Origin of the sequence: Acidiphilium sp. PM (assembly GCF_000219295.1) — a bacterium.
GTDB lineage: Bacteria > Pseudomonadota > Alphaproteobacteria > Acetobacterales > Acetobacteraceae > Acidiphilium > Acidiphilium multivorum.
Genome location: NZ_AFPR01000217.1, coordinates 1 through 5,665, shown reverse-complemented (window position 1 = coordinate 5,665; position 5,665 = coordinate 1). Strand labels below are relative to the sequence as shown.

At 66.8% G+C, this 5,665-nt stretch carries 4 protein-coding genes and 1 pseudogene; 1 reads left to right on the top strand and 4 read right to left on the bottom strand.

The features are described 5' to 3' along the window. Positions 1–144: 144 nt before the first annotated feature. Positions 145–849: a lactate utilization protein gene (locus tag APM_RS09895; protein WP_007423231.1), complete on the bottom strand. Its 705-nt coding sequence runs from the start codon at positions 847–849 to the stop codon at positions 145–147. Next, positions 846–2,267, bottom strand: coding sequence for a lactate utilization protein B (locus APM_RS09890; protein WP_007423230.1), 1,422 nt, complete (start codon positions 2,265–2,267; stop codon positions 846–848). Before APM_RS09890 ends, APM_RS09895 begins: the two co-directional genes overlap by 4 nt. Positions 2,268–2,440: 173 nt before the next feature. Here APM_RS09890 and APM_RS09885 point away from each other — a divergent pair, with 173 nt between their 5' ends. Beyond that, complete coding sequence (locus tag APM_RS09885) at positions 2,441–3,550, top strand: lytic transglycosylase domain-containing protein (RefSeq protein WP_035187837.1); 1,110 nt, start codon at positions 2,441–2,443, stop codon at positions 3,548–3,550. 116 nt (positions 3,551–3,666) lie between these two features. On the opposite strand, the gene tolB is transcribed toward APM_RS09885, so the two are convergent. Together tolB and APM_RS09875 are read right to left on the bottom strand one after the other, a co-directional pair. Beyond that, positions 3,667–5,076 carry a Tol-Pal system beta propeller repeat protein TolB gene (tolB, locus tag APM_RS09880; RefSeq protein WP_007423228.1) on the bottom strand — a complete coding sequence of 470 codons (1,410 nt, stop codon included), beginning with the start codon at positions 5,074–5,076 and terminating at the stop codon, positions 3,667–3,669. 31 nt (positions 5,077–5,107) lie between these two features. Continuing rightward, a pseudogene (locus APM_RS09875) lies at positions 5,108–5,665 on the bottom strand (hypothetical protein); the annotation flags it as partial.

The window sequence follows — 5,665 nt, the reverse complement described above, 5'->3', positions numbered from 1 at the left end:
GCAACGACGCGCACGCCCTCGGGCTCCGGCCGGACGCTGCCGGGCTTGTCCGGAGGCGGCGGCTCAGGCACGCGCACGCCGCGCAGCGGGCGGACATGGCGCAGATAGCGCGTCCAGACCTCGAGATCGGCGGCCGGGAGGGGTTTAGCCCTGCGCGCCATCCCCGCCTGCGCCGCCGAGCAGCACGATGTGCAGCCGTCGCGGGCCATGCGCGCCGAGTTCGAGCGTGCGCTCGATATCGGCCGAGCGCGACGGCCCGGTGACCAGCATCACGTTGCGCGGCATGCCGCCGGCCTGGCGCAGCCGGTCGAACGCGTCTTCATACGGCCCGACCACGTCGGACTCGCGGAGCACGACGATTTCGGTATCCGGCAGCAGGTTGAGCGTGGTCGGCGAGCGCTGGCCGGAAGGCAGCATCAGCGTGCCGGTTTCGGCGATCGCCGCGAAGCCGCGCTGCACCGAAACCATATCGCTCGGCTGCGCGCGGCCGAAGCGATGGGCGAGCAGCGGGGCATCGTTCCAGTTCGCCGCCTCCAGATCGGGATGCGGCGCGATCACCAGCTCCGCCGGCAGGTTCTGCTCGCGCAGGTAGCCCGCGATATGGGCGGGCAGGTCCGCCATGTCGGCAAGGCGCTGGACGGTCGCGTATTCCCGGGTCGCATTGGCGATGAACAGCTCGATCAACGCGTCATGGTCGAGCGCGACGCGGGCGGGGATGGTGTGGCGCGGGTGGGCATCGAGCCGGGTGCGGAGCATCGCCGCCTGGTCGGCGGGCAGCGCGCCGCGCCCGAGGCCGCGACGTATCGTACCGAGGATCGCCGCGCGCTGGGCCTGGTTGTCCTGTTTCATCGGCTGCGCTGCTCCCGTGCATAGCGTGCGAAGAAGGTTTCGCCCTCGGGGGCGGGCATGTCCCGCGCGGCGGTCCAGGCGCCGGCGAGCGGTAGCCAGCCGAAGCGGCCGCGCTTGCGCCCCATGACCCCGAGTCCCCATGCCGCGAGGCGCGACACGCTGCGGTAGAGCCCGGGGCGCCGGGCGACGAACCCCCAGCCGCGAATGCCATAGCGCGTGGTCGCCGGTGCGAGATGCCGCTCGAAGGCCCGCTCGCGCCAGTGGCGCATCATGCCGGTGAGCGGAATCTTCATCGGGCAGACGCTTTCGCACTTGCCGCAGAAGGTCGAGGCGGTGGGCAGCAGATGCGCCTGGTCGGCGCCGAAGATGGCCGGGGTCAGCACGCTGCCCATCGGGCCGGAATACATCGAGCCATAGGCGTGGCCGCCCACGGTGAGATAGACCGGGCAATGGTTCATGCAGGCCGAGCAGCGGATGCAGCGCAGCATGTCCTGGAACTCGGTGCCGACCATGTTCGAGCGGCCATTGTCGAGCAGGATGACGTGATATTCCTCCGGCCCGTCGGGATCGCCGGGGCGTTTCGCGCCGGTGGAAAAGGTGGTGTAGACCGAGAATTCCTGTCCGGTGGCCGAGCGCGCCAGAACCCGCAGCAGCGAGACGGTGTCCTCAAGGGTGGGGACGATCTTTTCCAGGCTGGCGAGCACGATATGCACGCGCGGCAGGGTTTGCGTCAGGTCGCCATTGCCCTCGTTGGTGACGATCACCGAACTGCCGGTTTCCGCGATCAGGAAATTGGCGCCGGTGATGCCGACATCGGCGGCGATGAACTGCTCGCGCAGCACCGCGCGGGCCTCGGCCTGGATGTCGCGCTTTTCGTGAAACACCCGGTCGGCTGGCAGATGGGTATGGGCGGCGCGGAAGCTGGCTTCCCAGTCCTCGCGGTTGAGGTGGAAGGCCGGGCCGATGATGTGGCTCGGCGCCTCGCCCCTGATCTGCAGGATGTATTCGCCGAGATCGGTCTCGACCGGGCGGACGCCGTTTTCCGCGAGGTGCTCGTTCAGCCCGATCTCTTCGGAGATCATCGACTTGCCCTTGGTGACGGTTTTCGCCCCCACCCGGCGGCAGATGTCGAGCACGGCATTGCGCGCGTCCTCGGCGGTGCGGCACCAGTGAACCTGCCCGCCATGGGCCTCGACCTGCTCCGCATAACGCTCCAGGTAGAAATCGAGATGGGCGAGCGTATGGTTCTTGATGCCCTTCGCGGTTTCGCGCAGGGTCTCGAACTCGGGCAGCCGGGCGACCGCGGCCGCGCGGGTCTGGGCGAAGGGCTTGCGAGCGCGGTCGAGCGCCTTCTGCAATCCCGCGTCCTGCATCGCGCGGCGGGAATTTTCCTTGAAATCTGGGCTGGTATTCAGCATCGGGCACTCCTTCGTTCGCGACTTTAGAGAATGGAAGCGCCGAAGTGAACGGCCCCAGCCGCACGAGCCGATTTCTTGATGGATCAAAAAAAATGGCGGCACTTGCGTGCCGCCAAGTTTAGGGAGGAAACGTCCAAGAAAGCAAACAGAGCGAACGGATCGCTGTGTTGCTGATGCTTTTTATAGTCATCCGAGCGGGGATATGCAAGAACTTTTTTGCAGTGCAGCATCGCAAGCTTTGCGGCGCTTGCCGTTGCCGACGTCGTGTCAGCTCCGGGGTCGATGAAGCGCGCGAAAATAACGGCAAATTAACCGTTCTGCCGGATATTGCGCGCATGCAGCGGCGCCTGACCAAAACCCTTGTCGCATCATTTGCGGTATTCGCCCTGTCCGGCATTCGGCCGGCCAGCGCATTGCCGACCGGCGAGTTGCCTGCGTCGGCGCCGGTCGTGGATCCATCGCTGCTCTGTCAGGCCGCCGTCATCATGGCGGAGTCCGACAAGCACACTCCGGTCGGGCTGCTGCGTGCCGTCGGAACCGTCGAAAGCGGCCGCCGTGATCGTGTGACCGGCCAGCTGGCGCCTTGGCCCTGGACCATCGATGCAAATGGCGCCGGCCACATGTACCAGACCGAGGCCGAAGCGATCGCCGCGGCGCAGTCGTTTCTGCAGCAGGGCGTGACCTCGCTCGACATCGGTTGCATGCAGGTGAACATCCAGCAGCACCCCCACGCATTCACCAACCTCGTGCAGGCGTTCGACCCGATGGCGAACGTCTTCTATGCGGCGGACTTCCTCACGCGGCTGAAGGCGCAACTGGGCACCTGGGAGCAGGCGATCGCCGCCTATCACTCGCAGACGCCGTCGATCGGCGCACCCTATGCGAGGCAGGTTCTTGCCCGTTGGCAGGGACAGACCGGCGGGCAACCGAGCGGCCTGCCGCTGGTGCAGACGGCCATGACGCCGCCTCTCGCGCCGGTCGCGCAGCCATCGGCGGCGCCTCGTGTGTGGGGGCCGGGATCCGCGGGCGCCTCGCCCGCCGGCAAGGCGCTGCCGCAGATGTCGAAGCCCGCTGCGGGTGCCGTGGCAATTCGCCGCTTCGCACCCGGCGCGTTTGCCTTCGCGCCGTTGCACGGTTCGCCGACGCTTCTGCCCGCAACCGCACAGCCAGGTGGCCCGGCGTCACGGATTGCCGTGCCCGGCGCCATTGCCGGCGGCATGGCGGGCCGGAATCTCGCGGCCTATCGCCGCGCGCCAATCCCGATTGCAGGCCCGTCTTCCTGAACGGACCGGGAACCCTGCGCCATGCGGTCCGGAGGTCTCCTGTCCGGGAAACCGGCCCCATTTGCCACATCACGCAAGCAGGCGATCCGACCTGGTCAGGCGCCCCCGTCCGGGGTTTATGAAAGGCGCGGCCCCCAGGACGGGTCCTCGGCATTCGTTGGCGTCGGCGTGATGCGCTCATTGAAACCGTCGACGCCGATCGTGACGAGATGGGATACGTTCCCGACCCTGAGCGGGCTCTGCCGGTAGAACATGATCACCCGGCCGTTGGGACAGAAGGTTGCCCCCTCTTCCAGATAGCCCTGCGACAGCAACCGCTCGCCCGAGCCATCCGGCTTCATCACGCCGATGCCGAAACCGCTCGAGTCGAGGCGGGTGAAGGCGATCGCATCGCCGCGCGGCGACCAATCCGGTTCCGCATAGCGAGCATGGCCGTATGAAATCCGCTGGACGTTCGATCCGTCGGCATTCATGACGAAAAGCTGCTGGTCGCCGGAGCCGTCGCGGTCCGAGTTGAACACGATCTTGGTGCCATCCGGGCTGTAGCACGGGGTGACGTTGATCGAGTTCGCGTCGGTCAGCTGGGTCATACGCCGGCTTCCCAGGTCGTATTTCACGATCATCGCGCCGCCGCCCTTCGATATCGAGAACAGCAGCGCGGAGCCGTCGGGGCTGAAACGCGGGCCGAAGCTCATATCGCCGAACGAGCCGATATTGGTGCGCGCGCCCGTCTGCAGGTCGAACAGATAGACCTGCGGGCGATTGTTCTCGAAGCTGACGAAGGCGAGTTGTTGCCGCGTCGGGTTGAACTGCGGCGAGAGCGCCATGTTGCGGCCCGAGGTGAGGAAGCGGACATTCGCGCCGTCGTAATCCATCAGCGCCATGCGACGGATCGGGCTGGTCGGAGGGCCCGAGACGGATATGAACGCAACCCGCGTGTCGAAATAGCCCTTTTCGCCGATCATCTGCTGATAGATGTCATCGGCGATGATATGGGCGATCCGCCGCCAGTTGCCCGATGCCGTGGTATAGGCCGTCCCCTGCAACTGCTTCTGCTGCGAAATGCCCCAGAGCCGGTATTCGACGCGGATCTGCCCCGCGCCCGGGCTCGTCACCTGGCCGGTCACAAGCGCCTGCGCCCCCAGAATGCTCCAGTTGTTCCAGACCGGCACGCTGTTGACCACCGAATTCGGCACGAAGCTGGTGGGATCGATCGCGCTGAACAAGCCGCAATGGTCGAGATCCGATGTGACGACCTGGGTGATCTGGGCGCCGATATCCGACGTATTGCCGCTTGCATCGGTGAAGGCCGGCAGGGCGATCGGGATGGGCGCGTTATGCGCGCCGGAGACGTTGATCGCATCGCTCGGGCCGTTCGCGGCATTCTGCGCGCGGGCGAGCCCGGGCAGCATCAGCCCCGCGGCTCCGGCGCCGATCATCAACCGGCGGGACAGCGGCGGCAGCCGCTCGACCAGGGTTCCGGGAACGCGCGGATGGTGGGCGGGCGACGGACGGCGGATCGTCATGAAGAACCTCTATCCTGAAACGCTTCGAACGCTATGGAGTGAACCTGAAGATGAAGGTGTGCACCGAGCCGAGCATATAGGACGGCAACGGCAGCTTGGCACATTGATAGTTCTTAACCGCATCGACGGCGCGGTTGGCGAAGGCGGCGAAGAGCGGATCGCTCATCTTGCCCTGGTCGGCGGGCGCCACCCGGGCTTCCCGCACGACGCCGCCCGCATCGGTCACGACCTGTAGCAGGACGCTGAATTTCTGCACGCCCGGCGCGCCGGCGTCGATGCCCCAGCACGGGCGGACCTCGTTGCCGATCGCATCCCGTTGCGAGGCGGAAAGGCCGGAATTCGCTGTGCTCATCTTCGTGCCGCCGCCATTCGGCGCTCCGCCGCGCTCGGGATTGTAGCGCGCGGTCGGCGGCTTCTTCTGCTTCTGCAGCGCGCGCAGCTTCGCCAGCGTGTTGAGCACGGACTGGCTCATCGGCACGGGGGTCTTCACCTCGTGCTTCTGGCTGGTCGGGCTCTTTTCCGCGGGCGCCGGCGGCGTCTTCTTGGGGGGCAGCGGCAGTTTCTTCGCCGGCTTCGGCGGCGTCTGCTT

Coding starts and splice junctions, on each gene's coding strand:
- APM_RS09895 (WP_007423231.1), bottom strand. CDS start 849: ATGAAACAGGACAACCAGGCCCAGCGCGCGGCGATCCTCGGTACGATA.
- APM_RS09890 (WP_007423230.1), bottom strand. CDS start 2,267: ATGCTGAATACCAGCCCAGATTTCAAGGAAAATTCCCGCCGCGCGATG.
- APM_RS09885 (WP_035187837.1), top strand. CDS start 2,441: ATGCTTTTTATAGTCATCCGAGCGGGGATATGCAAGAACTTTTTTGCA.
- tolB (WP_007423228.1), bottom strand. CDS start 5,076: ATGACGATCCGCCGTCCGTCGCCCGCCCACCATCCGCGCGTTCCCGGA.